The 25948-nt window shown below is 54.5% G+C and carries 27 protein-coding genes and 3 tRNA genes; 23 read left to right on the plus strand and 7 right to left on the minus strand.

The genetic code is table 11. The features are described from left to right. The first annotated feature begins 5 nt into the window (after positions 1–5). The 4 genes from hemE to AURUGA1_RS00540 are packed head-to-tail and all read left to right on the plus strand — an operon-like array spanning position 6 to position 4220. A complete protein-coding gene (gene hemE, locus AURUGA1_RS00525) occupies positions 6–1085 on the plus strand; it encodes a uroporphyrinogen decarboxylase (protein WP_114128420.1) in 1080 nt (359 codons plus the stop codon). Next, complete coding sequence (hemG, locus tag AURUGA1_RS00530) at positions 1082–2437, plus strand: protoporphyrinogen oxidase (protein ID WP_114128421.1); 1356 nt, start codon at positions 1082–1084, stop codon at positions 2435–2437. The genes hemE and hemG overlap by 4 nt, the downstream gene beginning before the upstream one ends. Continuing rightward, entirely contained in the window at positions 2434–3120 is a 687-nt protein-coding gene (hemQ, locus tag AURUGA1_RS00535) for a hydrogen peroxide-dependent heme synthase (RefSeq protein ID WP_240187370.1), read from the plus strand. The genes hemG and hemQ overlap by 4 nt, the downstream gene beginning before the upstream one ends. Then, positions 3117–4220: a ferrochelatase gene (locus AURUGA1_RS00540; RefSeq protein ID WP_114128422.1), complete on the plus strand. Its 1104-nt coding sequence runs from the start codon at positions 3117–3119 to the stop codon at positions 4218–4220. The genes hemQ and AURUGA1_RS00540 overlap by 4 nt, the downstream gene beginning before the upstream one ends. Before the next feature lie 74 nt (positions 4221–4294). On the opposite strand, the gene AURUGA1_RS00545 is transcribed toward AURUGA1_RS00540, so the two are convergent. The 3 genes from AURUGA1_RS00545 to AURUGA1_RS00555 form a co-directional block, all read right to left on the minus strand. Then, positions 4295–4370: transfer RNA gene (locus tag AURUGA1_RS00545), tRNA-Phe, on the minus strand. Between the two features lie 51 nt (positions 4371–4421). Further along, a tRNA-Asp gene (locus AURUGA1_RS00550) sits at positions 4422–4495 on the minus strand. 30 nt (positions 4496–4525) lie between these two features. Continuing rightward, positions 4526–4601, minus strand: a tRNA-Glu gene (locus tag AURUGA1_RS00555). Positions 4602–4759: 158 nt separating this feature from the next. On the opposite strand from AURUGA1_RS00555, the gene AURUGA1_RS00560 reads away from it, so the two are divergent. Continuing rightward, positions 4760–6028, plus strand: coding sequence for a M23 family metallopeptidase (locus tag AURUGA1_RS00560; RefSeq protein ID WP_114128423.1), 1269 nt, complete (start codon positions 4760–4762; stop codon positions 6026–6028). Between the two features lie 69 nt (positions 6029–6097). Here the strand turns inward: AURUGA1_RS00560 and AURUGA1_RS00565 are convergent, their stop codons facing one another. Beyond that, complete coding sequence (locus tag AURUGA1_RS00565) at positions 6098–6589, minus strand: inorganic diphosphatase (protein WP_096382673.1); 492 nt, start codon at positions 6587–6589, stop codon at positions 6098–6100. A gap of 48 nt (positions 6590–6637) precedes the next feature. On the opposite strand from AURUGA1_RS00565, the gene tilS reads away from it, so the two are divergent. The 14 genes from tilS (at position 6638) to AURUGA1_RS00635 (ending at position 18884) form a co-directional block, all read left to right on the plus strand. Continuing rightward, positions 6638–7675 (plus strand): tRNA lysidine(34) synthetase TilS, encoded by a 1038-nt coding sequence (gene tilS, locus AURUGA1_RS00570; protein ID WP_114128424.1) that lies wholly within the window; start codon positions 6638–6640, stop codon positions 7673–7675. 12 nt (positions 7676–7687) lie between these two features. Next, positions 7688–8257, plus strand: coding sequence for a hypoxanthine phosphoribosyltransferase (hpt, locus tag AURUGA1_RS00575; protein ID WP_114128425.1), 570 nt, complete (start codon positions 7688–7690; stop codon positions 8255–8257). A gap of 79 nt (positions 8258–8336) precedes the next feature. Further along, the gene (ftsH, locus tag AURUGA1_RS00580; RefSeq protein ID WP_114128426.1) at positions 8337–10361 is read left to right on the plus strand and encodes an ATP-dependent zinc metalloprotease FtsH; all 2025 of its coding nucleotides are present in this window, start codon (positions 8337–8339) and stop codon (positions 10359–10361) included. Between the two features lie 2 nt (positions 10362–10363). Beyond that, complete coding sequence (gene folE / locus AURUGA1_RS00585) at positions 10364–10948, plus strand: GTP cyclohydrolase I FolE (RefSeq protein WP_205214651.1); 585 nt, start codon at positions 10364–10366, stop codon at positions 10946–10948. Then, complete coding sequence (gene folP / locus AURUGA1_RS00590) at positions 10941–11756, plus strand: dihydropteroate synthase (protein ID WP_240187371.1); 816 nt, start codon at positions 10941–10943, stop codon at positions 11754–11756. The genes folE and folP overlap by 8 nt, the downstream gene beginning before the upstream one ends. Beyond that, complete coding sequence (gene folB, locus AURUGA1_RS00595) at positions 11749–12111, plus strand: dihydroneopterin aldolase (RefSeq protein ID WP_240187372.1); 363 nt, start codon at positions 11749–11751, stop codon at positions 12109–12111. The genes folP and folB overlap by 8 nt, the downstream gene beginning before the upstream one ends. Continuing rightward, positions 12111–12620 carry a 2-amino-4-hydroxy-6-hydroxymethyldihydropteridine diphosphokinase gene (gene folK, locus AURUGA1_RS00600; RefSeq protein WP_114128429.1) on the plus strand — a complete coding sequence of 170 codons (510 nt, stop codon included), beginning with the start codon at positions 12111–12113 and terminating at the stop codon, positions 12618–12620. The genes folB and folK overlap by 1 nt, the downstream gene beginning before the upstream one ends. Then, positions 12617–13090 (plus strand): DUF3180 domain-containing protein, encoded by a 474-nt coding sequence (locus tag AURUGA1_RS00605; protein ID WP_114128430.1) that lies wholly within the window; start codon positions 12617–12619, stop codon positions 13088–13090. Before folK ends, AURUGA1_RS00605 begins: the two co-directional genes overlap by 4 nt. Next, a complete protein-coding gene (locus tag AURUGA1_RS00610) occupies positions 13059–13802 on the plus strand; it encodes a Rossmann-like and DUF2520 domain-containing protein (RefSeq protein ID WP_114128431.1) in 744 nt (247 codons plus the stop codon). The genes AURUGA1_RS00605 and AURUGA1_RS00610 overlap by 32 nt, the downstream gene beginning before the upstream one ends. Further along, on the plus strand, positions 13799–14668 hold the full coding sequence (gene panC, locus AURUGA1_RS00615) for a pantoate--beta-alanine ligase (protein WP_114128432.1): 870 nt from the start codon (positions 13799–13801) through the stop codon (positions 14666–14668). Before AURUGA1_RS00610 ends, panC begins: the two co-directional genes overlap by 4 nt. Continuing rightward, positions 14665–16167 carry a lysine--tRNA ligase gene (gene lysS / locus AURUGA1_RS00620; protein WP_114128433.1) on the plus strand — a complete coding sequence of 501 codons (1503 nt, stop codon included), beginning with the start codon at positions 14665–14667 and terminating at the stop codon, positions 16165–16167. The genes panC and lysS overlap by 4 nt, the downstream gene beginning before the upstream one ends. A 27-nt stretch (positions 16168–16194) precedes the next feature. After that, on the plus strand, positions 16195–16386 hold the full coding sequence (locus tag AURUGA1_RS00625) for a hypothetical protein (protein WP_114128434.1): 192 nt from the start codon (positions 16195–16197) through the stop codon (positions 16384–16386). After that, positions 16383–17846 (plus strand): cardiolipin synthase, encoded by a 1464-nt coding sequence (gene cls, locus AURUGA1_RS00630; protein ID WP_114128435.1) that lies wholly within the window; start codon positions 16383–16385, stop codon positions 17844–17846. The genes AURUGA1_RS00625 and cls overlap by 4 nt, the downstream gene beginning before the upstream one ends. A gap of 15 nt (positions 17847–17861) precedes the next feature. Further along, positions 17862–18884 (plus strand): aldo/keto reductase, encoded by a 1023-nt coding sequence (locus AURUGA1_RS00635; RefSeq protein WP_114128436.1) that lies wholly within the window; start codon positions 17862–17864, stop codon positions 18882–18884. Here the strand turns inward: AURUGA1_RS00635 and AURUGA1_RS00640 are convergent, their stop codons facing one another. Genes AURUGA1_RS00640 through AURUGA1_RS00650 form a run of 3 tightly spaced genes read right to left on the minus strand, consistent with a single transcriptional unit; the run spans position 18885 to position 20646 of the window. Next, positions 18885–19367, minus strand: coding sequence for a YbaK/EbsC family protein (locus AURUGA1_RS00640; RefSeq protein ID WP_114128437.1), 483 nt, complete (start codon positions 19365–19367; stop codon positions 18885–18887). It lies immediately after the preceding gene. A gap of 2 nt (positions 19368–19369) precedes the next feature. Then, complete coding sequence (locus tag AURUGA1_RS00645; protein ID WP_114128438.1) at positions 19370–19717, minus strand: carboxymuconolactone decarboxylase family protein; 348 nt, start codon at positions 19715–19717, stop codon at positions 19370–19372. Beyond that, on the minus strand, positions 19714–20646 hold the full coding sequence (locus tag AURUGA1_RS00650; RefSeq protein ID WP_114128439.1) for a pirin family protein: 933 nt from the start codon (positions 20644–20646) through the stop codon (positions 19714–19716). Before AURUGA1_RS00650 ends, AURUGA1_RS00645 begins: the two co-directional genes overlap by 4 nt. Before the next feature lie 182 nt (positions 20647–20828). Here AURUGA1_RS00650 and AURUGA1_RS00655 point away from each other — a divergent pair, with 182 nt between their 5' ends. Genes AURUGA1_RS00655 through AURUGA1_RS00670 form a run of 4 tightly spaced genes read left to right on the plus strand, consistent with a single transcriptional unit; the run spans position 20829 to position 25870 of the window. After that, entirely contained in the window at positions 20829–23348 is a 2520-nt protein-coding gene (locus tag AURUGA1_RS00655) for an ATP-dependent Clp protease ATP-binding subunit (RefSeq protein WP_114128440.1), read from the plus strand. A 27-nt stretch (positions 23349–23375) separates the two neighbouring features. After that, positions 23376–23885, plus strand: a complete 510-nt coding sequence (locus AURUGA1_RS00660) for an amino-acid N-acetyltransferase (protein ID WP_096382630.1) — start codon at positions 23376–23378, stop codon at positions 23883–23885. A gap of 13 nt (positions 23886–23898) precedes the next feature. Continuing rightward, a complete protein-coding gene (locus AURUGA1_RS00665) occupies positions 23899–24540 on the plus strand; it encodes a hypothetical protein (RefSeq protein ID WP_240187426.1) in 642 nt (213 codons plus the stop codon). Between the two features lie 28 nt (positions 24541–24568). Continuing rightward, entirely contained in the window at positions 24569–25870 is a 1302-nt protein-coding gene (locus tag AURUGA1_RS00670) for a helix-turn-helix domain-containing protein (protein ID WP_114128442.1), read from the plus strand. Positions 25871–25948 lie beyond the last annotated feature (78 nt).

Raw genomic sequence — 25948 nt, forward strand, 5'->3', positions numbered from 1 at the left:
AGCCTGTGATACTTCCTGCGGAACATCCTCTGAACACCGGCAAGACCAGTGCGTCTCTCTTGGTGCTGAACATGCGCGGTCACCGCACTTGTCCGTTGCCAGTGTGGTTCATGCGGCAAGCAGGGCGTTCACTTCCTGAATATCGGAAGTTGCGCGAAGGCATTGCGATGCTAGACAGTTGCCTCACTCCTGAGCTTGTCGTTGAGATCACCATGCAGCCGGTTCGCCGCCACGGTGTGGATGCTGCTATCTTCTTCTCTGACATTGTGATCCCCCTCAAACTTGCAGGACTCGATGTTGACATCAAGCCAGGAGTTGGGCCTGTGTTGGAACATCCGGTGCGCACCCAAGAAGCCGCCGACGCGTTGCACCACATCGATGCCGACGCCTTTGCTCCCATCACCACCGCTGTTGACATGCTCGTGAAGGAACTGGGTTCAACCCCCCTAATCGGGTTTGGTGGCGCTCCCTTCACCCTTGCCTCCTATCTCATCGAAGGTGGCCCATCGAAAGACCTTCCTCATTCCAGAGAGATGATGCGAAACCAGCCTGAGCTGTGGGCACAGATTTTGAACTGGTGTGCTGACATCACGGCACAGTTCATTTCTGCCCAGATTGTTGCAGGTGCGAGCGCACTCCAAGTATTTGATAGCTGGGCAGGACGTCTGAGCCCGGAAGAATATGAAACTTTTGCCAAGCCCTATTCAGAACGATTGTTTTCACAGCTTGCAATTCTCGTTGACAAGGATGGAGTTCCGGTTCCGCGCGTTCACTTTGGCGTAGGGACAGAGCCTCTCTTGGAATCCATGCATGGAGTTGGTGCAACCGTGATGGGTATTGATTCGCAGACTGATCTAGCTCGAGCATCTGCCCTCTTCCACGACAAGGTCCCTCTCCAAGGCAACATCTCTACAGAACTGTTGACAGCAAACTGGGAGACCTTGGCAGAACACATTGATTCAGTAATCGCTTCTGGCGTGAAGGCTCCAGGGCATGTGGTCAATCTGGGCCATGGTGTTCCTCCTGAAACAGATCCAGACGTGCTCACCCGAATTACTGAATACATCCACCGCACAACAGCATGATTCAAGCAGATCGGGTGGTCATTGGTGCCGGGATTTCCGGCATGCTGGCAGCGCTTCGGGCGACTTCCCGTGGCGAAACGGTTGTAGTTCTCGAGAAAGAAGCGCACGCTGGTGGACTGATTGCCCCCGTCACTATTGGCGAGATTGATATCGATGCTGGCGCTGAAGCGTTTTCAACCGCCGGGGAGAGCTTCCTGCAGCTGCTGAAAGAATTGGGGTTGAACGGCCACATCGTTTCCCCCCACCGAACCGATGCGCGCATCGTTGCCTCCCCGACGCTTCGATATCCGATTCCGCATGGTGTTTTAGGGATCCCGAGTTCACTTGAGGACCCCGAGCTCGCTTCCATCATTTCTCCGCAGGGACTGGAAGAAGCTCGCCACTTAGATTCTCGACCAGTCGGGGAGCTGCAGGATGTGACGGTGGCTGAACTGGTTGAAACCCGTCTCGGTTCTGAGTTTGTTGACAAGTTAGTCGATCCTCTGTTTAGCGGGGTTCACGGCTCGTCAGCGCACACGCTGTCGGCCGAATCCACAATTCCCGCACTTCTGCGAGCTCTTAGAGAAACAGGATCTCTGTGTTTAGCAGCACGACAAATTCGTGCCGCCCAGCCGCGGCCTGGAGCCGCCGTGGCAAGTCTTGATGGCGGCATGTTTACTTTCGTCGCTGAGCTCTATCGCCTTTTGGTGAGCAAGAAAGTTTGGTTCTCTTTCAACGGCAAAGTTGCCAGTGTCCAGCAGGAGAATGACCAGTGGCGCTGTGAAACGAGTAACGGAGCCTTCGTCAGCACCCACCTGACTATTGCAACCGGAATCAGTACTGCTGCACACGTTCTCACCCCCCGTGACAGTCCAGAAGCAGAGGCTGAACTTGCACCTCTGGAGACTCATTCCGTGGATGTTGCTCTCGTAATTCTGTTTGTCGAATCGACCCAGCTGGACTCCTTCCCCCTCGGTAGTGGAGCGCTCATTACGGAGAGCAGTGGCGTGACAGCCAAGGCATCAACTCATGTGAATGCCAAGTGGGAATGGGTAGACAATGCTCTGCCAAAGCATCACCATCTCATTCGCCTGAGTTACGGCAGAGATGGAATTCTTCCCGAGGGCGATCTCATTGCACTTGCTCACGATGACCTTCCCCGCCTCTACCAAATTGATGACTCGACTATTCACGGCGCGGTTGTTCAGCATTGGCCCGGTTCGCTCTATCAAGCAAGTTCTTCGGCCAAAGAATTACAAGAGCAACTCCTTCACACTGCACAAAAACTCGAAGTCGAACTGTGTGGCTCCTACATTTCCGGGAACGGACTACTTGGCATTACTCGTGATCACTACCAAAGGATGACCCCGTGACAGAAACAAAATTCGACACCATCAACGACACCATTCGCTACACCAACTGGACCGCATATCGCATGACGAGTCCCGTCGGTCTGCCTGACGCTGCGCAAGAAGAGTTCACCGAATGGGTTGCGAGCTTGGCTGCCCGCGACATCACCCTGCGTGGAACATACGACATTCGAGGGTTCCGTGGCGATACTGCATTGCTGTTATGGATTCATGCCAGCTCTGCAGAAGAAGTTCAGGATGCTCTCAAAGAGTTCTCCCGCCTTGAATTCGGCAATCACTTTGAATCCACCTGGTCTGGAATGGGACTTCATCGCCCTGCAGAGTTCAATCGGACTCACGTGCCCGGCTTCATGTTGGGCAAGGAAGCAAAGAGGTGGCTGTGCATGTATCCCTTCGTGCGCTCTTACGACTGGTACCTCATTCCTGAAGAGGAGCGTCGCGAGATGCTCGTCGAACACGGTGTTGCGGGTCACAAATACGAAGGCATCACTTCTAGCACGGTGGCGTCTTTTGCTCTTGGCGATTACGAGTGGCTGTTGGCTCTTGAATCTCAAGACCTCCACGAAATTGTTGACATGATGCGCGACCTCCGATACACCAAAGCACGAATGCACGTCCGCGAAGAAGTTCCTTTCTTCACCGGCCGCAACGTTGAACTGACACAGATTGCCGAGAACTTCTCATGACATACGACGCAATTCTCCTCACCTCTTTTGGCGGACCTGAAGGACCCGATGAAGTGATGCCCTATCTCGAGCGCGTCACAGCAGGTCGTGGTGTTCCACGAGAAAGGTTGGAAGAGGTCTCGCACCACTACCTAGCTCTAGGTGGTGTCAGCCCCATTAACGAACAAAACCGTGCTCTTCTTGCAGCAATGAAGGAGAGGTTCCCTGAACGCGGAATTGATATCCCGATCTATTGGGGTAATCGCAACAGTGCACCATTCTTTGCTGATGTCGTCAAGGAAATGTATGACAACGGCCACCGTCGTGTTCTTGCGTGGGTTACGAGCGCATACTCTTCCTACTCAGGGTGCAGACAATATCGAGAGAACCTCTATCAAGCCCTGGCGGACAATGACCTCGTCGGCAAAATGGTCATAGACAAAGTTCGTCACTACTTTGATCACCCAGGTTTCCTCCAGCCTGTTATCGAAGACCTTGAGGACAAACTCCAAGCAATGGTCAAGAACGGCCTAGATTTTTCAGAAATCGACGTCATGTTTGCCACCCATTCCATCCCAGATGCCATGGGTGAAACGAGTGGACCACCAGCTTTGCGAGAAACCTTTGAAAAGCCAGGCGGTGCCTATGCAGCGCAACATCTTGCTGCTGCAGAAATAGTGATGGATAAAGTCCACTCTGACCTAGGAGTTTCTCCGGTCTCATGGCAGCTCGTCTATCAATCTCGCAGTGGCTCCCCACAGGTACCCTGGCTCGAGCCTGACGTTAATGACGCAATACGTGATGCGCATAAGTCGGGTAAGAAAGGCGTCATTGTTGTTCCCATTGGATTCGTCAGCGACCATGTTGAGGTGATTTGGGATCTTGACAATGAAGCACAGGAAACTGCGTCAGAGCTTGGGTTGGAATTTGCTCGTGTCACTACTCCTGGGAGTAGCCTCGCTTTTACGGATGGCATCGCGGATCTCATTTTGGAACGGATCAACGAAGCTACGCCTCAAGCACTCTCACCTCTGGGACCTTGGCCAAGCCAATGTGCGGTGGGGTGTTGCCCTAATTTGAGACGTGAACTCAAAGTCATAGCCGAGGCCAGCGCAGAATAAGCAGGAAGCTCTGAAATCTGCTAATGATACATCCGACAGAAAATCAAAAAACCCCCGCGCAAGCGGGGGTTTGGTGGTGGCTCCGACGGGCGTCGATCCCGTGACCTCACGATTTTCAGTCGTGCGCTCTACCAACTGAGCTACAGAGCCCTAAGCAAAAGTGTCGCTTAGATGAAAAACCCTTCCGAAGAAGGGCATCCGCGACCCTGACGGGACTTGAACCCGCGACCTCCGCCGTGACAGGGCGGCGCGCTAACCAACTGCGCTACAGGGCCTTACATGGTAACTAATTTCAGTCTATATCCTGGTGACCCCAACGGGATTCGAACCCGTGTTGCCGCCGTGAAAGGGCGGAGTCCTAGGCCGCTAAACGATGGGGCCGGGAAGCAGACTGAAAGCAGCTACCGAGAGACAAGCATAGGGAATATTTGTTCGCTGCGCCAATCGAACTATCCACAGCTTCGGAGAGCCTTCCCAGCTTTCTCCAAGTTCGCTTGTTACTGTCGAAAAGACCGTGCCTATTAACGAGTGGAGATAGCATGCCTCGCAAGAGTGAATCGCGCACAGCGTCACGTCCCTCGTTGCGTGTTCTTCCTATCCTGCTGATAACTGCAGTGCTTGCTGTTGTTGCGCTCGTGGTGGGTAATTCTCTTGCCCAACCTGCTTATGCCGTGGACTATCCGTCCTGGCAGGACGTTCAAAACGCGAAAGCTAACGAGGCGGCCAAGAACGCACAGGTTCAAAAGATTCAAGGCTTAATAGCTGGTCTGCAAGCAGAAGTTGAGGCAACTCAAGCTGAAGCTGAAAAGAAGGGCGCTGAGTATCAGATTGCTCAGCAGAAGTTTGACGAAGCAGACATTCTGGCTCAGAACCTCACCGCTCAAGCACAAGCTAGTGCTGAAAAAGCAAAAACTGCTTCTACCCAAGCAGGACGCCTTGCTGCACAGCTATACCGTTCTGGCGGTAGTGATCTGAGCATGAACCTTCTGATGCAGAAAACCGCTGATGGAAGCGACAAGCTTCTGCAAAAGCTCGGCAGCATGAGCAAGATGGTCGAACGCTCCAACGCGATTTATGCTCAAGCTCAAACAGCAAAGAACGAAGCAGAGTCACTGTCTAAGCAAGCAGAGGTTGCAAAGACTGCACGTGAAGAGCTTCGCGTTCAAGCAGAGACTGCCATGAACGAAGCTATTGCCGCCAACGAGGCTGCCAACGCAAAGCTTGCAGAGAGTGAACAGCAGTCGGCAATTCTTGAAGCACAGCTTGCCGCACTCAAGGACACAACAGCTCAGACGGTTGCTGGCTACCAGGCCGGTGTTGAAGAACGTAAGCGTCAAGAAGAAGAAGCACGTCGCGCTGCTGCCGCTGCTGCCGCTGCGGCACTGGCTGCACAGGGCATCACGATTTCTAATGCAGGTTGGGCACACCCCGCTCCTGGTTATGGTGTGACCAGTGACTACGGCTGGCGTTCGATGGGTGACTTCCACCTCGGAACCGATATTGGTTCACGCTGTGGATCTCCTCTCTATGCTGCGTCCAGCGGAACCGTAACTTATGCAGGATGGCAGGGTTCCTACGGAAACTTGATTCGCATCAACCACGGTGGCGGTGTTTCCACTGGTTACGCTCACATCAGCCCAGGCGGAATCATGGTTTCTGTGGGCCAGCAGGTTTCAGTCGGTCAGCAGATCGCAACAACTGGAACAACCGGTAACTCCACTGGTTGCCACCTTCACTACGAAGTTCGTCTCAACGGATCAACCACGAACCCTCGCGCATTCATGGCTGATCGTGGAATCGGTTTCTAAACCACAACAGAGTTAACGACTGATGCCCCGCTCTGGTGAGCGGGGCATCAGTGATTAAAGACGACGTGCTTAGTGGCCTTCAGCCTTGAGGCGAGCAAAACCGTCAACAACAATTTGCTCTGCTTCGGCGGCGTTGCCCCAACCTTCGACGTTGACAAACTTGCCAGGCTCGAGGTCCTTGTAACGCTTGAAGAAGTGGTCGATTTCGTTCTTGGTCTGCTCAGGAACATCAGAGATGTCCTGGATGTGTGCCCAGCGAGGGTCCTTAGCTGGAACACAGATGACCTTGGCATCTGATCCAGCTTCGTCGCTCATGTTGAGTACACCAACGGGACGAACACTGACGCCAACACCTGGGAAGACAGGGTATTCGAGAAGAACGAGTGCGTCTACTGGGTCACCGTCGAGTCCGAGAGTGTTCTCGAAGAATCCGTAATCGGTGGGGTAAACGAAAGTGGTGAACAAAACACGGTCGAGGTACACACGACCTGTTTCGTGGTCTACCTCATATTTGTTGCGGCTTCCTTTAGGGATTTCAATGATGACATCGTACGCGGCCACGAGGGCTCCTTCACGGTTGGGATGAATACCTAATAACGTTACTTGATAATGACTCAACGACCTCGACTCACGCCAGCTGTGGCTGACGTTCGCCGTGCCGTTCGAACGAACCTCACAGATGTAGAACACGGCAGTGTTGTTCTCGTCGCGCTCAGCGGTGGACCAGATTCCCTCGCTTTGGCTGCAGGGCTTGCTTTCGAAGCCCCAAAATTAGGCCTGCGTGCTGGTGCCGTCATTGTGGATCACGGTTTGCAGCAGGGTTCTGCCGATGTTGCTGCGCGAGCTGCAGCACAGGCACAAGCCCTTGGCTTGGACCCGGTCATTATCCGTTCAGTGAAAGTTGTGCCACTGTCTGGACCTGAGGCTGATGCGCGCACTGCGCGCTATGCCGCACTAGATACGGTAGCCAAAGAAACGGGTGCTGTGGCTGTTCTGCTAGGACACACACTCGATGACCAAGCAGAAACAGTATTGCTCGGTCTCACTCGTGGTTCGGGTGCGACGAGTCTGGCTGGAATGAGCGAGATTAATGGAATTTATCGCCGACCGCTGCTGGGGATTCGTCGCACAGACACCGTTGCGGCCTGCAATGACCAGCAGCTAGAGCCATGGAACGACCCACATAACGAGGACAGCGCATATACGAGGGTTCGTATACGAACAGAGATCATGCCGCTGCTCGAAGACAAGCTTGGACCAGGTGTTGCTGAAGCTCTTGCTCGCACAGCTGAACAACTGCGCCAGGATGCAGTTGTATTGGACGCACTAGCTGAAGAAATTATGCCGACAGTTCTGGTGCCAGCACCGGGAGAGCCTGCCGACAACACCCGAGCAGGGTTAGAGATTACTCAGCTGGAAGGGTTGCCTGTAGCCATTCTGAATAGGGTTATTCGGCGCACCGCACTCGAGTTTTTTTCGGTCAGTTTGAGTGCAGCACACACCACTTCCATCACCAGACTTATTACGCACTGGCATGGACAGGGTGAAGCACACGTTCCCGGTATTAGAGTTGAGCGACAAGGTACTCAACTCGTTATGAGTTCCACCTCGTCCCCGCCCACCGAGTCTTCAGCTCACCAGCACTAAAGGATCGCACCCATGGAGTTGCGCGACGTCGAATCAGACATCACCGAAATCCTCTTCACCGAGGAGCAAATTCAACACCGCCTCGCAGAGCTTGCTCGCGAAATTGAGCGCGATTACGAAGGCAAAGACGTCCTCATCATCGCCGTGCTCAAGGGTGCTGTGATGGTGCTCAGTGATTTGGTGCGCGAGTTGAAGTTCCACGCACACATCGACTTCATGGCTGTGTCCTCCTATGGTTCCAGCACGAAGTCTTCAGGTGTTGTTCGTATCGTGAAAGACCTCGATGCTGAAATTGCTGGCCGTCACGTGCTCATCGTGGAAGACATTATTGACTCTGGTCTGACCCTGAACTGGTTAATCGGAAACCTTGAGTCCCGCGGCCCTGCTTCAATCGAGGTTGTGGCAATGTTCCGCAAGCCAGAAGCCATCAAAGAACCGGTAGACGTGAAATACGTGGGCTTTGATATTCCTCCAGCGTTCGTTATTGGCTATGGCCTCGACTACAACGAGGACTACCGCAACGTTCGTGGTTTGGCTGTTTTGGCTCCCCACGTTTACGGCGGAGAAGACCCCCACGCCTAAGAATCCTTCGGCGGATGCGATTCCGCCCTCGGCAAACACCCAGCGGGCATAGCGTTCCGCCCGATACCCTGAGAAGACCATGAAACTGAAGAACCTTCTGCGCGGTCCCCTGCTGTACATCGTTGTTGCCGTTGTTGCGGTCTGGGTTGGCTCATCGCTGATCTCGATGACCGGATTCCAATCGGTGAGCACCGACGATGGTTTGACCTTCCTTAAAGACAACAAGGTTGCCAGTGCCACCATTGTTGACATAGAGCAGCGCGTAGATCTCAAGCTCAAAGAAGCTGATGAGAAATACGGCACAGACGTGCAGTTCTTCTATGTGGCCCCTCGTGGTGTTCAGGTCGTTGATGCGGTGAACGCGTCCGAACTGACCGATGGCTTCAACGATGAGGTTCCTAAAGAGAACTGGTTCCTCAGCATGCTGGGCATCCTGCTGCCGGTTATCTTGATCGGTGCCTTCTTCTGGTTCATGCTCTCCTCCATGCAAGGTGGCGGCCGCGGTGTGATGCAGTTTGGTAAGTCACGCGCCAAGATGGTCACCAAAGAAACCCCCACCGTCACCTTTGCTGACGTGGCTGGTGCTAACGAGGCCGTGGAAGAACTGGCAGAAATCGTTGACTTCCTCAAAGAGCCCGAACGATTCCTGGCTGTGGGTGCTCGCATCCCCAAGGGTGTGCTGCTCTATGGCCCTCCCGGTACAGGTAAAACCCTTCTAGCTCGTGCAGTAGCTGGTGAAGCTGGCGTTCCTTTCTTCTCCATTTCTGGTTCCGACTTCGTTGAAATGTTTGTTGGTGTGGGTGCCAGCCGTGTACGCGACCTGTTCGAACAGGCTAAGCAGAACGCCCCCGCAATTATCTTCATCGATGAAATCGATGCCGTCGGTCGTCACCGTGGTGCCGGTATGGGTGGTGGTCACGACGAGCGTGAGCAGACCCTCAACCAGATGCTGGTGGAGATGGACGGCTTCGACGTCAAGGCCAACGTGATTTTGATTGCGGCCACCAACCGCCCTGACATTCTTGACCCTGCACTGCTGCGTCCAGGTCGTTTTGACCGCCAGATTGGTGTTGACGCGCCAGATCTGGAAGGCCGCAAGAAGATCTTGGAAGTTCACGCTAAGGGCAAGCCCATGGCGAAGAACGTTGATCTTGAAGTTGTCGCCCGCAAGACTCCTGGGTTTACCGGTGCTGACCTCGCCAACGTATTGAATGAAGCAGCGCTTCTGACTGCCCGCTCCAACGCGCAGCTAATCGATAACCGTGCACTCGACGAGTCCATCGACCGCGTGATTGCCGGACCTCAGCGTCGCAGCCGTGTGATGAAGGACCAAGAAAAGCTCATTACGGCATATCACGAGGGTGGTCACGCTCTGGCAGCTGCCGCAATGAACTTCTCTGACCCTGTAACCAAGGTGACGATTCTTCCGCGTGGTCGCGCCCTCGGTTACACCATGGTGCTTCCACTGGAAGATAAGTACTCGGTCACACGTAACGAACTACTTGACCAACTCACCTATGCGATGGGTGGTCGTGTTGCAGAAGAGATCGTTTTCCACGATCCCACCACCGGTGCATCGAACGACATTGAGAAAGCAACGAACATTGCCCGCAAGATGGTCACCGAATATGGCATGAGTGCAACCGTTGGTTCAGTCAAGCTCGGTGGCGCATCCGGTGAGATGTTCCTTGGTCGTGACATGGGTCACCAGCGTGACTACTCCGAGGTCATGGCCGAGCACGTGGATAAAGAAATTCGCGCTCTGATCGAGAACGCTCACACCGAAGCGTGGAAGGTGCTCAACTCAAACCGAAAGGTTTTGGACCGCCTCGCTACTGAACTTCTGGAGAAGGAAACCCTCGATCACAACCAGCTCGAGGAAATCTTCAAAGACGTGAAGAAGCTTCCCCTGCGTAAGCAGTGGCTCTCGAGCAATGAGCGACCAGTTTCCAAGCTTCCACCTGTGAAGGTTCCAGCTAAGAAGGCAGAACCAGCCGCGAAGGCAACTAAGCCTGCTGCCAAGCCAGCTGCCAAGAAGGCTCCTGCCAAAGCAGTAGCTGAGCCAGCTTCACGCTCACCCAAGAAGCCCAGCACCAAGGCATAATTATGGCAATCGACCGGGCACGTATTGAGGCTGCCGTCGTCGAGCTCCTGCACGCTATTGGCGAGGACCCGACGAAGGAGGGTTTTTCTACGACCCCGGAAAGGGTTGCACAGGCCTATTCGGAGTTCTTTGCTGGCGTGGGCGAGGACCCTCTGGTGCATCTTGCCGAGAGTGTTCCTGTCGACCAACTCTCTGATGCCGTGGTGGTCACCAACATCACCGTTAGGTCGATGTGTGAACACCATCTATTGCCGTTCTTAGGTGTTGCTCACTTGGCCTATCTGCCTGGCGACCGGGTTGTCGGGTTGGGAAAACTTCCTCGCGTTGTGAACACCCTGGCTGCACGTCCCCAGATGCAAGAAAGCCTGACCGAACAGATTGCGGACGCCTTGGTCGAGGGCTTGGACCCACGCGGAGTCGTGGTTGTTGTCGAAGCCAAACACCAGTGCGTGGGTGCACGTGGTGTGGAGCAAACCGACAGCCGAACCATCACTATTGCTTCTCGCGGGGAATTGACCGACCCTGTTGCACGTGCTGAAATTATGACGCTGATAGGTACGTCAACCGCAGGACATGATCATGGCTGAGCATCGCACCCTCATCATGGGGATTCTCAACGTCACCGAAGATTCGTTCAGTGACGGTGGAAAATTCCTCAACACCGAAGCCGCTATCAAGCACGGCATCGCCATGATGGAGCAGGGCGCTGACATCATCGACATTGGTGGAGAGTCCACTCGTCCAGGCGCGCAGCGCGTTAGCGTCGAAGAAGAACAACTCCGCGTGCTGCCGGTGGTGGGAGCACTGGTGCGCTCTGGCGCCACCGTCAGCATCGACACCATGAATGCTGCAACAGCACTGCTCGCCGTTGAGCATGGTGCAACCTATGTCAATGATGTCTCCGGTGGTCTTGCAGACTTTTTTATGCCCAAGATGGTTGCACAATCAGACGCGATGTATATCGCCAGTCACTGGCGTGGTCACTCCGTGGACATGGACAACAAAGCTCTCTATAAAGATGCACCCACAGACATCACTCGTGAATTGAGCGACAGGGTTGATGCACTTCTCGAAGAAGGCATCAAACCAGAGAAGCTCATCCTGGATCCAGGTTTAGGTTTTGCCAAAAACTCAGAACACAACTGGCAAATGCTCGGTCGCCTTGATGAGCTCAAAGCACTGGGCTATCCCCTGTTGATTGGTGCATCCCGGAAGCGTTTTCTTGCTTCTCTCCTTCCTGAAAACGCCACGATGGAAGATCGTGACTCTGCCAGTGTTGCCGTGAGCGTTCTGGCAGCACAAGCAGGGGTGTGGGGTGTGCGAGTTCATGATGTGGCTCGCACCTATGGGGCACTTCGTGTTTTGGAATCCTGGAATAAGGGCGCACGTGGTTAAGGATCGCATCGCACTTACTGGGTTGCGTGTCCACGCCAACCACGGCGTCTTCGACTTTGAACGCGAACAAGGTCAACTCTTCATCATTGATGTCACCGCCTGGCTTGATCTTTCTCCCGCTGCACTTTCCGATGACCTTGCGCAAACAGTGCACTATGGCGAACTGGCAGAAGAAGTGGTGGCAGCTGTTGCCAGTGAACCTGTAGACCTCATTGAAACAGTCGCAGAACGCGTGGCGCAGGTTGTGCTCACGCATAAGCCCGTTGACCGTGTTGAGGTCACCGTGCATAAACCCGAAGCTCCTATCAGCATCCCCTTTGCCGATGTCGCCGTCACGATTGAGCGTTCACGCTGATGGATGCTCCGCGCAGAAATGCCATCATCGCCTTTGGTTCCAACCTCGGTGATCGTGCACAGACCATTCGTGAAGCAGCTCGAGAAGTAGGCGATTTGGGCGGAACAGTGTTGCTGTCGATGTCTCCGCTGTATCAATCAGCTGCTATCAAACCTGAGGGTGTCGATCTGGATGCCCCGGAATATCTCAACGCCGTGGCACTGATCAACACCGACCTCCCTCCGCAGGATTTGTTGACCGAGCTAGCTGGCATTGAACAAGACCACGGTCGAGATCGTCATGAGCGTTGGGGTGATCGAACCCTCGATCTCGATATCGTGTGGATGGATGGGGTGGAGATGGCCACCGAGCATCTCACTATTCCTCACCCCCGTGCTTTAGAACGCTCCTTTGTGGTTGTTCCTTGGTGTGATGTTCAACCAGATGCCACAGTAGAACCAGTTGGAGCACTTGCTCCCTTGGCAGATCAACTACGTCACGAACTTCACCGATGGGAGGCCACAGCTTGAAACGCACAGGACCGGCTCCACTGATTGGACTCTTCCTCATAGGTGGCGTCGTTGCTTACCTCTTTGAGCTTGTCATGCAATCCCGGGGTGGACTCATTTTTGTTCCACCGCTCACTGTTGCCGTAACTTTGGCAGCCGTTGCTGTTGCAGTCATTCTGTTGGCTATTCCTATTCGTCGCCGTGTGACAGGAAAACGCAGAGAACCCATTGATCCGCTTTACGCTGCCCGCGTGTTGGCGCTCGCCAAAGCAAGCAGTCTTGCTGGGGCGCTACTTGGCGGTGTGGGAGCAGGAATACTGTTCTATCTCCTTAGTCGGCCTATTGCCCCCAACGGCGCAATTTTGACCAATGTGATTTCGCACATTGTTTCAGCAGTCATCCTTGTTGCAGCTGGCTTGATTGCCGAATCTTTGTGTGCTCTTCCCCCCGAGGATAACGATGAAGGGGCTGTCGGTGAACCAGCAGCGTGATGGACGCCTCGGCGTTGGCATCATCGGCGCTGGCAACGTCGGGCCCATTTTGGGAGCTGCGCTTGCAGGAGCCGGTCATGCTCTTGTTGGTATCTCCGCAATCTCCAAGCAGAGCAAAGAGCGCGCTGCCGCACTTCTTCCTCAGGTTCCCGTCTTGGATGTTACCCAGATCGTGGAGCGTAGCGAACTCGTCCTCATTGCTGTTCCCGATGAAGAACTTCCTGGCTTGATTACTGGCCTTGCCACTGCGGGAGCATGGCAGCCCGGACAGATCGTTCTGCACACCTCGGCGAAGTATGGAGTTGATGTTCTTCTGCCTGCGCAACAAGCTGGAGTCATTCCCCTGGCTTTGCACCCAGCTATGGCGTTCACCGGAACCAGCATGGATATTTCACGACTGAGCGAAAGCTACATTGCTGTGACAGCGCCAACACCAGTTTTACCTATTGGCCAAGCACTCGCCGTGGAAATGGGTGGCGAACCCATTGTTATTGCCGAGAACCAGCGGACTGCCTATGCCGAGGCCATTGCAACGGCCACGCAGTTTTCACTGGCCATCGTGGAGCAGGCAACTGGAATATTGGCAGACATGGGCATCGACAACCCTGGGCGCGTTGTTGCCCCCCTGATTCGATCGACAGTGGACAACGCCCTCGGTCAAGCTGGAGATGCATCACGTTTGGGCTTTACCGGAATCGACGATTTCGTATGAGCACACCCATCGTTCTCCACTCAGCGGCAGAGTTAGCAAAACTCAGAGCACAGCTGACCGCAGAAGGAAAGACTCTGGCACTCGTGCCCACCATGGGTGCTCTTCACCGGGGGCATCTGGCACTGGTATCACGTGCCCGTGAATTAGCGGATGTGGTGATGGTCTCCATTTTTGTGAACCCGCTGCAGTTTGGCGCTGGGGAAGATTTTGATCGGTATCCTCGCACCCTGGATTCAGATGTTGCTGCGCTCTCTGGGGCAGCAGAGTTTGTCTTTGCTCCTGACGCTGATGAGGTTTATCCAGACCGTGTGGGGGGAGAGGCTGTTCCCCTCCAGCACGCAGGACCAGTCGGTGATCTTTTTGAAGGGGCACGCAGACCAGGCCATTTCGATGGCGTGCTGACGGTGGTTGCCAGACTCTTTGATCTTGTTGAGCCAGACGTTGCAGTGTTTGGGCAAAAGGATGCCCAGCAGGTGTTCTTAGTTCGCCAGCTCATTACAAAGAACAGGGTGCCTATCACCTTTGAGGTGGTTCCCACCGTCCGTGAAGAAGATGGCGTTGCCCTCTCTAGCCGTAACCGTTACCTCAGCGAAGAAGAGCGCGCAGCGGCAGCAGCGCTGCCGCACGCTCTTCTTGCTGCATCTCATGCAGCACTGCATGAAGGTGTACAGGGTACTCGGGAAGCAGGCATCAGAGCATTCGAGCAGTACCCGCTGGTTAGACTTGAGTATCTCGACCTTGTCGATCCCACCACGTTCTTGCCTGCTGCAGATGACCATCAGGGGCCAGTCACTGTGGTGGTGGCCGCCAAGGTGGGAAATACACGCCTGATTGATACCGAAAACATTGAAAGACTCCACGCATGAGTGAGAACATCGCACCTGAGCCCGAACTGACAGAAGCCGAAGTCAGCGAGCAGAAGGCCGTTCGTCTTACCAAGCGTGAGCGCTTAAACGAACTGGGTATCGGGGCGTATCCCGTGACTGTTCCTGTCACCGACAGCATCAGCTCTGTTCGTGAACGCTTTGACGGTCTTGAAGCAGACGCCACAACTGGTGTGACCGTCGGCGTAGCTGGCCGTATTGTTCACCTGCGCAACACCGGCAAGCTCTGCTTTGCCAGTTTGCAGTCAGGTGACGGTAGCCGTATTCAGGCCATGGTGTCTTTGGCTGAAGTCGGCGATGAACAGCTTGAACTCTGGAAAGACCTCGTTGATTTAGGCGACCTCATCTTTGTCAGCGGTGAAGTTATTTCCTCACGCCGAGGCGAGCTTTCCATCATGGTCTCTGAATGGAAGATGGCCTCTAAAGCTGTTCTTCCCTTGCCCAACATGCACAACGAGCTCAACGAGGAAACTCGTGTTCGTGCCCGCTACCTTGACCTCATCGTGCGTGAACAAGCTCGCAAGACTGTCTTCGCTCGTGCGAAGACCATGGCGTCTTTGCGTCAGACCTTCACTTCATTGGATTTTGTTGAGGTTGAAACCCCCATGCTGCAGGTCATGCACGGTGGAGCATCAGCTCGCCCCTTCGTGACTCACTCCAATGCTTTCGATATGGAACTGTTCCTGCGCATCGCCCCCGAGCTGTATTTGAAGCGTGCTCTCGTTGGTGGCATCGAACGTGTCTATGAAATCAACCGCAACTTCCGTAATGAGGGCGCTGACAGCACACACTCACCTGAGTTTGCGATGCTCGAAGCCTATGAAGCCTACGGCGACTACAACTCCATTGCTGATCTCACCCAAAAGCTCATCCAGGATGCTGCTGTGTCCGTTGCCGGTAGCCACGTGGTCACCTGGGCTGATGGCACAGAGTTTGATCTTGGCGGCCAGTGGGATCGCATCAGCATGTACCACTCGCTCAGCGAAGCAGCCGGAGTAGAGATCACTCCTGAAACCTCTGTGGCTGAACTGCAACAACTGGCAGATAAAGAAGGCGTCGAAGTTCACCTGGCTAACCACGGCAAGCTCGTGGAAGAACTGTGGGAACACTTTGTCAAAGATGGCCTCAGCCGCCCCACATTTGTGATGGACTTCCCCGTCGAAACTAGCCCGCTGGTGAAAGAGCACCGCTCGATTCCAGGCGTAGTGGAGAAATGGGACCTCTACGTTCGTGGCTTCGAACTTGCCACCGGATATTCCGAACTCAATGACCCTGTGATTCAGCGTGAGCGTTTTGTGCAGCAAGCTGCATTGAGCGCAAAGGGCGATGTGGAAGCTATGCGCCTGGACGAAGATTTCCTCAAAGCTCTCGAGCACGCCATGCCACCTGCTGGCGGCATGGGTATGGGTATGGACCGCCTTCTCATGGCCATTACTGGTCTAGGTATCAGGGAAACCATTATGTTTCCCCTGGTGAAGTAATCAGTTCACACCGGTAGTCTGACAAGCATGGACAACTTCTGGCTCAACGCCCTGTGGTCGGTTACACCCACTGTCATTCTGGGGCTCTTGTTCTGGTTAATTATTCGGTCCATTTTGCGTTCGGACCGAACCGAACGCGAAACCTACGCCAAGCTGGAAGCCGAAGAACGCGCTAAGCGCGGTCTGTCTACGGACACACAATCGGGGGCTCAGCAATGACACAGGGTGACGTTAACTTCTGGATCACCATCATCCTGTTCCTGATTGACTTCGCTATCCGCGTAGCCGCCATCATTATTGTTCCTCGTAACCGCCGTCCTTCTTCTGCCTTGGGCTGGTTGCTCGCTATCTTCTTCATCCCGTTCATCGGCGTGATTTTGTTCCTGTTGATTGGTAGCCCACGTTTGGGCCGCAAGCGTCGCCGTCGTCAGGCAGAAATTAACCAGTTCATTATGGACGCCACTGAGGGAATGGACACTCTCAAGCACGATAAATCATGGCCTGCGTGGTTGGATTCCATCGTTGCCATGAACCGCAACTTGGGTGCTATGCCCATGATCGGCGGTAACAGCGCTCAGATGCAGATCGATTATGAGAAAAACTTTCTCGACATGGCAGCTGACATCGACAAGGCAAAGAACTACGTCCACGTCGAGTTCTATATTCTGGCTGCCGATTCCACGACAGAACCGCTTTTTCAAGCAATGGAGCGTGCTGTTCAGCGAGGCGTCACTGTCCGGGTTCTTTTTGACCACATCGCCGGTAAGCGCACCGTTGGGTACAAAGAAACAAAGAAGCGCCTGACGGCGATTGGCGCCGAATGGCACCTCATGCTTCCTTTCCTTCCTCTTGAAGGAAAGTATGAGCGTCCTGACCTGCGTAACCACCGCAAACTTCTCATCATTGACTCCAAGATTGGTTGGATGGGTTCACAAAACCTCATCGATTCCAGCTATCTCAAGAAGTCCAACATCAAGCGAGGGCTGCACTGGAAAGATGCCATGGTTCGCCTGGAGGGCCCCATCGTCGCTGGTCTCAACGCAATCTTCATTACCGACTGGTATTCCGAGACAGATGTCTTGCTAACCCGCGAAGCAGCACCACTGGCTGTGTCGTCGAATAAGAATGCGTTGGATTGCCAGATTGTTCCATCCGGACCTGGCTTCGCATCCGAGAACAACCTGCGCATGTTTTTAGCACTGATGTATTCAGCACAAGAAAAAATCATCATTACCTCGCCCTACTTCGTGCCCGATGAGTCTTTGATGTATGCCATCACCTCGGCATGTCAGCGTGGTGTTCGCGTGGAACTGTTTGTCTCCGAAATCGGAGACCAGGCCTTGGTTTACCACGCACAGCGTTCCTACTACGAAGCATTGCTTCGTGCCGGTGTTGTGATTTGGCTCTACAAAGCACCCACAATCTTGCACTCCAAGCACATGTCTATCGATGACGACGTTGCGGTCATTGGTTCTTCCAACATGGATATGAGATCCTTCTCGCTCAACCTTGAAGTTTCGCTCATGGTCAAGGGAGCTTCTTTCGTCAAGCAGATGCGCGAAGTAGAGGACGCTTATCGAGAGGATTCTCGTGCGCTCACCTTGGAAGAGTGGATGCAACAGCCACTGCGCTCAACCGTTCTTGACGGTTTGGCACGTCTAACTTCTTCTCTTCAGTAAACGAAGGTTGTCACAATGGCCTACGAAGCAGCTCCCACTCGCTACGACATTATGAATTACCGCAGAAGCGGTAAGTGGGGTTTGAAACTTCCTGAGATTTCCTTAGGTCTCTGTCATAACTTCGGTGACGAAGGTTCACTCAAGAACCAGAAGCAAATTCTTCGTCGAGCATTTGATTTGGGTGTGACTCACTTCGACCTTGCCAACAACTATGGCGTTCCTGCCGGCTCTGCCGAGTCACACTTCGGCGAGGTCCTCGCTTCAGATTTCAAGCCTTACCGAGACGAGATGGTCATCTCGTCCAAGGCAGGGTATTTCATGTGGGACGGCCCTTATGGGGAATGGGGGTCTCGCAAGTACTTGATCTCTTCCTTGGATCAGAGCCTGAAGCGCATGGGTCTGGACTACGTCGATATTTTCTACTCCCACCGTCCAGACCCCAACACCCCCATTGAGGAAACAATGGGCGCACTGGCTTCCATCGTGCAGCAGGGCAAGGCGCTGTATGTCGGTATCTCCTCCTACACCCCCGAGCAAACTCTGGCAGCAAAAAAGGAACTTGATCGACTCGGTGTTCCCCTGCTGATTCACCAGCCTCGCTACTCCATGTTTGATCGCACCATCGAGCGCTCTGGTTTGCTTTACACCCTTGATGAGATTGGTGCGGGTTGCATTGTGTTCTCGCCTTTGTCTCAAGGCATGCTCACCGATCGCTACTTGAAGGGCATCCCTAAGGATTCGCGTGCTGCCCTCGGCGTTCATCTCGGCGAAGAGCGCATCAATGAGGTTTATCTCGAGCGCGTCCGCGGTCTGGCGGCTATCGCCGAGGCCCGCGGCCAGACGCTCGCTCAAATGGCTTTGCTGTGGACACTGCGTAACCCTAGTGTCACCTCAGCACTCATTGGCGCCTCGTCGGTGAAGCAGCTCGAAGACAACATTGCCGCTATTCACGGTCCAGAGTTTGAGCCGGAAGAACTCGACGCAATCGATGAGTTTGCCATCCACGGAACAGACAGCGGATCCCACAGAAAAAGCTAATTACTCCCCCACATCAGCAGGAGTTCCACCTGTCATCCGAACAAGCTCACTAAAGGTGGTTTGGTAGACATAGGCCGGGTGACCTCCAGCTGACCAGATGGTCTCATATTGAGCAAGGTCGTTATCAACCAGAGTAGGAAGTTCGGTGGCAAGGCCCACGGGGGAGACTCCACCAATGACATAACCCGTTGCTGCACGCACATCATCAGCGTTGGCCTTGGTGATCTTCTTTCCACCAAAGGCAGCAGAAACTTTGTCGGTGTCCACGCGGTGTCCACCAGAACTCATCACGAGTACGGGTTCGCCATCGGCGAGGAAGACGAGCGAGTTTGCAATTTGACCACGGGTAATGCCAAGACCTTCTGCAGCGGCTTGGGCGGTGTGTGCGTTGTCATCGAGGCGAACAACATCACCATCTGCGCCGTGCTCTTTCAGAGCCGCCCGGAAACGCTCGACAGATTCGGGGTGTTGAATTTCAGTCATGGTTAGTGCTCGTGATTCACGGAGTCGCTGACCTGTAGTGCCATGCGACCGTGCGTAAACGCACCACCTGCACGTAGTGCTGCAGCGACCCAGGCTGCTTCAGCAATCTCGGCATCGTTTGCTCCAGCTTTGATAGCCCCCTTGGTGTGTGCATCGATACAGAAAGAGCATTGAGTGGTGAATGCGACACTCAGTGCCATGAGCTCGCGGAACTTGAGTGGAATAGCTCGGCCTTCTTCGGCAAAGACAGCGTTGTCGAAAGCGAGGAACGCCTCCATGATGTCGGGGGTTTCTTTTTTATACACGCGGCCGAACTTGCGGTTCTCGGTTCCGTCATAAAGATCACTCATGGCCTGGGCAACTTTCGTGGTCGAAGGTGAACGTGAGGCATTTCTGGGGCAGGTATTACGGCGCCCTCGTATGCGACGGTACCAAAGACTCCGTCAGGTTTGTTGCCCTCAACAACATCGCTTTGCCACTGCTGGCGCATCTGGACGATTTCTTCATGGCTGCGGCCGATGAAGTTCCACCACATCACGAGTTCTTCTTCAAAGGGCTCACCACCTATCAACAGAACTCGAGAGGGCGAATCGCCAGAGGCGATGGTGATGTTGGTGTGGCCAGGCTCAACATAGGCGAGTTCATCTTTGAGCGCCTGTTCACCGTTGACAGTAAGCTCACCCGAATCAATGAGGAAACCGTGTTCGAAGCTACGCTCTACCGGGATGGAGATGGTGGTGTTTTCGGGGATCAGGATCTCTGCTGCCACTAGTGGGGTAAAGGTTGTTGCTGTGGATGTCGCGGTCACGTCATCACCGGTGAGGCTTCCCACAAACACCGTGAACTGGGCCGAGCCAATACTCATGCGGGGAGAGATGTGGTGCTCAAAGAAGGGAGCAATGAACCTGTGTTCATCAGGTAGGGCAACCCATAACTGCACACCGTGGAGTCGGGAGGTGGTGCCGGTGGAAACCTCCGAGTGAGAAATTCCCGCACCTGCAGTCATCAGATTCACTTGACCAGGGCTGACCAATTGACTGCTGCCGACACTGTCGTGGTGCTCCACTTCGCCCTCAAAAAGCCAGGTGACTGTTTGCAAACCGGTGTGTGGGTGGGGGGCAACATGCATGCCACCGCTGAGTTCAACAAGGTCTGGACCAAAGTGATCAACAAAACACCACGCACCAATCGTGGTGCGGTGCCGGTTAGGTAAAGTTCTGCGCACCGTCATCGCTCGCAGGCCACCCAGGGGCACATCGCGAGGAGTCAGAATGCTCATACTTACAGACTACGTTTTGGGGTGAGCATTTATTCCATGCTCTAAGCGTTCCCCCTCCAGCGAACATCACCATTCCAGCTCACGCCGTGGGCGAACAGGGGCACCATTGAGGGCAATACGGCGTTACTCTCAAAAGCAAGACCTGCACTGGATACGAACACCACAGTGCTGATGGGAGAAAAATGTTTGAGAGATTTACCGACCGCGCTCGCCGCGTCGTTGTCTTGGCGCAAGAAGAAGCCAAGATGCTCAATCACAACTACATCGGCACTGAGCACATCCTCTTAGGTCTAATCCACGAAGGCGAAGGTGTTGCAGCAAAGGCTCTCGAGTCCCTCAACATCTCCCTCGACGCCGTGCGCGAGCAGGTCCAAGACATCATTGGTCAAGGCCAACAGCAGCCCACCGGCCACATTCCGTTTACTCCACGAGCAAAGAAAGTTCTTGAGCTTTCGCTGCGTGAAGCCCTGCAGCTAGGACACAACTACATTGGCACTGAGCACATCCTCTTAGGTCTCATCCGTGAGGGTGAAGGTGTTGCTGCTCAGGTGTTGGTCAAGCTCGGTGCTGATCTCAACCGTGTTCGTCAGCAAGTTATTCAGCTTCTCTCTGGCTTCCAGGGTAAGGAGCCTGTTGCGGCCGGAAACAAGGACGAGGCAGCTTCTGCTCAGGGTGGTTCTCAGGTTCTTGACCAGTTCGGTCGTAACCTCACTGCCGCTGCCCGTGAAGGAAAGCTTGACCCAGTTATTGGGCGCGAAAAAGAGATTGAACGCGTCATGCAGATTCTTTCTCGTCGTTCCAAGAACAACCCTGTTCTGATAGGTGAGCCCGGTGTTGGTAAGACTGCTGTTGTCGAAGGCCTCGCTCAGGCGATTGTTTCCGGTAATGTTCCTGAGACACTCAAGGACAAGCAGCTCTACACCCTCGACTTGGGTTCTCTCATTGCTGGTTCTCGATACCGTGGTGACTTTGAAGAGCGCCTCAAGAAGGTCACCAAGGAGATTCGCACCCGTGGCGACATCATTACTTTCATCGACGAGATTCACTCACTGGTTGGTGCTGGTGCTGCGGAAGGCGCAATCGATGCTGCCTCCATCCTCAAGCCTCTGCTTGCTCGTGGTGAACTCCAGACCATTGGTGCAACCACTCTGGATGAATATCGCAAGCACTTTGAGAAGGATGCAGCGCTGGAGCGCCGCTTCCAGCCCATTCAGGTTGCGGAGCCTTCCTTGCCTCACGCGATTAACATCTTGAAGGGTCTGCGCGACCGTTACGAAGCACACCACAAGGTTCAGATCACCGACGGCGCCATCGTGGCGGCAGCAAACCTTGCCGACCGTTACATCCAAGACCGCTTCCTTCCGGATAAGGCCATTGACCTTATTGACGAGGCAGGGGCTCGTCTGCGTCTATCCATCCTCTCCAACCCACCAGAGCTGCGTGAATTGGATGACCAGATTGCTCTGACCCGCAGCAAGAAGGAAGCAGCAATCGAAGACCAAGACTTCGAACGTGCTGCCGCATTGCGCGATGAAGAAAAGCAGCTGCAAGCTGAGCGTGTTCGCCGTGAGGCTGAGTGGCGCAAGGGCGATGCAGGTGGTCAGGGCATCGTGGACGAGGGCGTTATTGCCGAGGTTCTTGCCCAAGCGACTGGTATTCCTGTCTTCAAGCTCACCGAAGAAGAATCAGCTCGCCTGGTCTTCATGGAGAAGGCCCTGCACCAGCGTGTGATCGGACAAGAGAAAGCTATTGCCGCTCTGTCCAAGACCATTCGCCGCACCCGCGCGGGACTCAAAGACCCCAAGCGTCCTTCTGGGTCGTTCATCTTCGCCGGTCCAACTGGTGTTGGTAAGACCGAGCTGGCAAAGGCACTGGCTGAGTTCCTCTTTGACGACGAAAACGCCATGATCTCACTCGACATGAGTGAATACGGTGAAAAGCACACCGTTTCACGTCTGTTTGGTGCTCCTCCCGGATTCGTCGGATTCGAAGAGGGCGGTCAGCTCACTGAGAAGGTGCGCCGCAAGCCCTTTAGTGTTGTTCTCTTCGATGAGATTGAGAAGGCACACCCTGACATCTTCAACTCTCTGCTCCAGATTCTGGAAGAGGGTCGACTCACCGATGGTCAAGGACGTGTTGTTGACTTCAAGAACACCGTCATCATCATGACCACCAACCTGGGAACCAAGGAAATCTCCGGCGGCCCTGTTGGTTTCCAGCTTGAAGGGGACGCAGTCAATGACTACGACCGCATGCGCGGCAAGGTCAACGAAGAGCTCAAGAAGCACTTCAAGCCTGAGTTCCTCAACCGTGTTGATGACATCATTGTGTTCCCTCAGCTGAGCAAGGAAGAGCTGGTTCAGATTGTGGACCTGTTCACCAAGCGCCTGAGCGACCGCATGATGGATCGCGACATGACCATCGAGCTCACTCAAGCTGCGAAGGACCGCCTCATCGAGGTCGGCTTCGACCCAGCTCTGGGTGCTCGTCCGTTGCGTCGCGCCATGCAAGCCGAGGTCGAAGATCGCCTTTCCGAGAAGATTCTCGAAGGCCAGCTCGCAGCTGGAGATCACGTCCACGTGGACTTCATTGGTGGCGAATTCGTCTTCACCACCACTGCGCGTGAAGCGGTTGGCGTATCCGTTGCCTCTCAGGCCAACGGTATTTCGGCTACGCCAGAGATTGTGGCCGACGGGGAGTAATCCTCTCGCCAGAGTATTCTGGGGAGCATGACTTCTTCACCCATTCACGTTCGTCGTGCTCGCACGGCAGACGTGCCATGGATTCTCGAAGTCACGAAACCATTGGTTGACTCCCGAGTTTTGTTGGGCAAAGACGCTGTCTCTATTTATGAGGCTGTTCAAGAGTTCCGAATCGCCGAAGACAGCGACGGCAACCGCATCGGTTGCGGTGCTCTTCACGTCATGTGGCAAGACTTGGGTGAAATTCGTACCCTCGCTGTCACTCCCGAATGGCTGGGCAAAGGCGTTGGCGCTGCCATTTTGGCCAGGCTCGTCGACGATGCCACAGAGTTGGGACTTGGGCGACTCTTTTGCCTCACCTTTGAGGTGGACTTCTTTACCCGCCACGGTTTTGTGGAAGTCTCGGACGCCATCATTGATCCTGAAACCTATGCTCAACTGGTGCTTTCGCACGATGAGGGTGTCGCCGAATTCCTGGATCTTGCCCGTGTAAAACCCAACACTCTGGGAAATACAAGGATGCTGCGCGTCCTGTAGGTAATTTAGGGGCATGAGCTCTCAGATGCCTGGACAACCTGGACGCCTCTCACCCGCGGTTTATCGCCGCCGCAGATTGGTCGCTCTTCTCGCACTTATTGCTGTCGTTACTGCGGTTGTACTCATCATTGTTCGTCCCGGTCAGGCAACGCCAGAGCCCACCCCCACCGCAACAGCGAAACCCACACCCACCGCTGTTGCATCAGAGACTCCCACCCCTACCCCCACTCCAACAGTTGATGTGTCCTCCTATAAAGAGTGCGCTGTGAAGAACCTCGTGGTGACTCCTGTCACCGATGGTGTGGATTACCAAGCAGGTGTTTTGCCTAATCTGTCTCTCACTATCCAAAACACAGGAAGTACTGCCTGCTATTACAACGTGGGAACAGCGGCACAGCAGCTCACCATTACTTCCGGTGCAGAAACGTACTGGGTTTCCACCGACTGCCAAACAGAGAAGTCTGACACGGTCGCCATTTTGGAGCCCGGTGTTGTTTACCCTTCAGCTCCAGTTGCCTGGCCTCGTGAGCGCAGCGCTCCCGACACCTGTGGTGGCGTGCGCGATCAGGTTCCTGCCGGTGGTGCTTCCTATTACCTCACTGCCAAGGTGGGCGAAGCAACCTCCAAGACCTCAAGTCAGTTCCTGCTGTACTAGCACTTTTCTTTGAACGCCTGAAGGGCGTATGCTCGACCTCGTGACAAGTCCCTGGCTTGCCGACCCCGATGTTGTGGTTCCCGGCACTGTTCGCGCAGTCGTGCGCGACTCATGGTCGCGCGCGGAACAAAGCCAACTTGATCCTGATCGGATGCTCTCTCCACTTCTCTTTGAAAGCAGTGAACTTCACGACTATCGGGAAGCACACCCCCTGGCTCAAATGATGCCGGTTATTCGCAAGCTTCTTGTGCGCGATGCAGATAACGATTCAGGAATGCTCGTTGCTGTGGGGGACGCGATGGGACGCTTGCTTTGGGTTGAAGGTGACCAAGGGCTCAAGTCTCGTGCCGAGTCAATGATGTTTGTTGAAGGCTCTGACTGGAGTGAATCCGTGGCGGGAACCTCAGCACCGGGAACAGCCCTTGCCTTGGATCACGCGATTCAGATTCGCCGGGATGAGCATTACAACCGTCTTGTTCACGCCTGGAGTTGCACGGCTGTTCCTGTTCACGACCCAGAGACCAAAGCCATTATTGGTGTTATTGATATCACCGGGGGAGACCAAGCGGTGGATCGTCACACCATGCCACTGGTTGAGGCAACGGCTCACGCTGTTGAGACAGAGCTCATGGTGAGCAGGCTTCGCAGTCGTGATGCCGCATCCTCGCGGTCAGCTGCGAACTCCAAGTTTGTCTTGTTCAATAACTTGCCTTCTTCAGTGAAGAACAAATCAGCTCGGGCGACACTGCACATCCTTGGCCGAGATACAGCACTTCTCACCATTGGAGATCGCTCCCTCGAGTTGACTCAACGTCATGCAGAAATTATGACGCTGCTGGCCTGGAACCGTTCGGGGTTATCTGCCGAACGGTTGTCAGAGCTGTTGTGGGGAGACCCTTATGCCACGTCTCGCTTGCGCCCAGAAATGGTGCGCTTGCGCAAGCTCCTGGAGAAGTTCCAGCCGGGGATTGCACCAGAGTCTAAGCCGTATCGCCTCCCGGAGCAGGTTGAGATAGATGCCCAGCACGTCGTGGCTTTGCTGGATCGTGGCGCCCACCGGGCAGCGTTGTCCGCGTTCCGCGGGACGCTGCTTCCGGACTCGGTCTCACCGGGTATTGAAGAGATTCGAAACGAAGTGTGTTCGCACCTGCGTGAGTCACTCCTCAGTGATGCTTCGGTGGAAGTTCTGATGGACTACGCCAACTCCGAGCAAGGCTTAGAAGATCTTGATGTGTGGCATCAGGTGCTGAAGATGTTGCCGGCAAAGTCCCCCAAGCGTGCCCATGTGGTTGCTCATGTGGAGAATCTCGTCTTCCTGCAAGGGCAGTAATTCCCCTTCGCAACTTTCTGCAACCTTTCGCTCCCTAATGTTGTACTGCCATATCCGGCACTACGACAAAGACGTCGA

It is taken from the genome of Aurantimicrobium sp. MWH-Uga1, from assembly GCF_003325955.1.
Classification (GTDB): domain Bacteria; phylum Actinomycetota; class Actinomycetes; order Actinomycetales; family Microbacteriaceae; genus Aurantimicrobium.